Origin of the sequence: Mycobacterium terramassiliense (genome assembly GCF_900157385.1) — a bacterium.
GTDB classification, from domain to species: Bacteria; Actinomycetota; Actinomycetes; order Mycobacteriales; family Mycobacteriaceae; genus Mycobacterium; species Mycobacterium terramassiliense.
In genome coordinates, this window is record NZ_LT717693.1 from 1 (window position 1) to 1,825 (window position 1,825).

At 57.2% G+C, this 1,825-nt stretch carries 3 protein-coding genes; 2 read left to right on the top strand and 1 reads right to left on the bottom strand.

Annotated elements, in window-relative coordinates; all coding sequences use genetic code 11:
• Window positions 1–162 precede the first annotated feature (162 nt).
• Complete coding sequence (locus tag MTAB308_RS00025) at window positions 163–915, top strand: class I SAM-dependent methyltransferase (RefSeq protein WP_085205314.1); 753 nt, start codon at window positions 163–165, stop codon at window positions 913–915.
• 235 nt (window positions 916–1,150) lie between these two features.
• Here MTAB308_RS00025 and MTAB308_RS00030 read toward each other — a convergent pair whose 3' ends face one another.
• Complete coding sequence (locus MTAB308_RS00030; RefSeq protein ID WP_077096684.1) at window positions 1,151–1,351, bottom strand: hypothetical protein; 201 nt, start codon at window positions 1,349–1,351, stop codon at window positions 1,151–1,153.
• Window positions 1,352–1,416: 65 nt separating this feature from the next.
• Here MTAB308_RS00030 and MTAB308_RS28750 point away from each other — a divergent pair.
• Window positions 1,417–1,825, top strand: a 409-nt coding sequence (locus MTAB308_RS28750; protein WP_157900874.1) for a glycosyltransferase family protein, incomplete at its 3' end; no start/stop codon positions are given.

A 1,825-nucleotide genomic window follows, 5' to 3' on the forward strand; every position in this document is an offset into this window, starting at 1 on the left:
CGGCTCATCAGTCAGGCGATCGGTCAGCCGGGAAAAGGTCGCAAAAAGAACTGATGCACCAACGAAAGCGCAGAGACCGTCCCGCCGACCGGCGCGGCTATCGAATTCGCGATAACGATCTTTTGGTAGCAACTACTAAGCACAATACCTTTGGGCGGCAAAATGCAGGACACAAATTGGAACCGACAACTTTGGGACGGAGGTTACGACTGGGCCGCCGAGGGGGAGGAGTGGAGCGTTGGTTGGGGTGGCAGTGAGCCACAGTGGTTCGGTGCGATATATCCTCGCTTGCACCGCGCTCTCCCTGCAAGCAGCATTCTTGAAATAGCGCCGGGTATGGGGCGGTGGACAAAGTTTCTACTTCCGCTTTGTCGCAACTACGTTGGTGTCGATATCTCGCTTGAGTGCGTTCACGGATGCCAGAAGAAATTTGCTGACGCGCACCATGCCCGATTCGTGCAAAATGATGGTTACTCGTTGAGCGAAGTTGAAGACCATGCCTTTGACCTCGTATTTTCTTTTGATTCGCTCGTGCACGCTGAATTCGATGTGTTCAAGAACTATATCCCTCAAATTATCCAGAAATTGAACAAAGGAGGCATAGCGTTCCTCCATCACTCGAACATGGGCGCGCTCGGAACCGCGTTTGCAAATACCGCCGGCGCGGACGCACGGGCCATTTCTGTCTCTCGGCAGAATATTGAAGATCTCGTTGTAGAAAGTGGTGGACGGGTCATCATCCAGGAAGTGATTGATTGGGGCCCGGGCAAGATCCCACTCGACTGCCTGACGATGCTGGCAAAAGGCAGTGGCACGACTGGGCCGGTTCACCTTTATAATTTGCGATTCATGGAGGAATCCCAGATCATAAAGCAGTTTCAGGCCCCCTACTCTGGGATCGACAGACTGAGTTGAATAAGAAGTGTTCGTCTGAGCGGGTTGAGGGGCCGGCCACGAGGCCAGCGCGGTCGCTGAAGGCCCGGGCAGCAGGTCAAGCAGGTGCGCCGGGCCGCTGCGATCGGCGTCGGGGTCAAGTCGATGCTGAGGGTGATGAATCCGGCCGCTCCGCGGAGCCGGGGCGCCCAGCGGTGCTTGTCATAGCCGATCACCCCCCGAAGGTGTTGATCCGCTCGGATTCGGCTGGCGTCATCTATGGGTTTGCGGTCACCTGCCGCAGCGCAAGGGCGGGGTTTTCTGTGGGGGCGGTCATCGACGCGCCGGTCCCCGCCGGGGTCGAGGTGCTCAACACCGCGGGTGGTTGGTATCGGGCGATCGATTCCAGCGGCGCCACCCGCGAAAGGCACTTGGGCTTGCCGAACCCACCGAACTTGGGATCTGTCGAAATGGTCAACCGGCAAACTTTCTCGACTCCGGCTCACCGCTGAGCGCGCACCGGGAACAAGAAGGAGGAGGGAAATGACCGAAACACAGGGCAACGCCAAAGTTCTCATTGTCACTCTCCACCATCCCGAATTGATGCGGGGCGGTGCGCAGCGGATCGCCTATGAACTATTCCAGGGATTGCAGAACGAACCAGGCATCGAGCCGGTGCTTCTGGCTTCGACCGATAGCGCGTATCCGGCCGATAGCGCGTATCCGGCATTGTATAAAGCCGGAGCCTGCATCACTGGCTTCGACCAGCGGCCGAACGAATTCCTGTTCCTACCGGCCGAATATAACGGTACCTGGCATCGGACATCCTCAGTCCGTCTGGTCGAGGCCTACTGCGAATTTCTTACCACCGTTCGGCCCGATATCGTTCATTTTCATCATTTCCTGACTTATGGCATTGATTTTCTCAGCTTGACTAGGCGAGTTCTGCCCA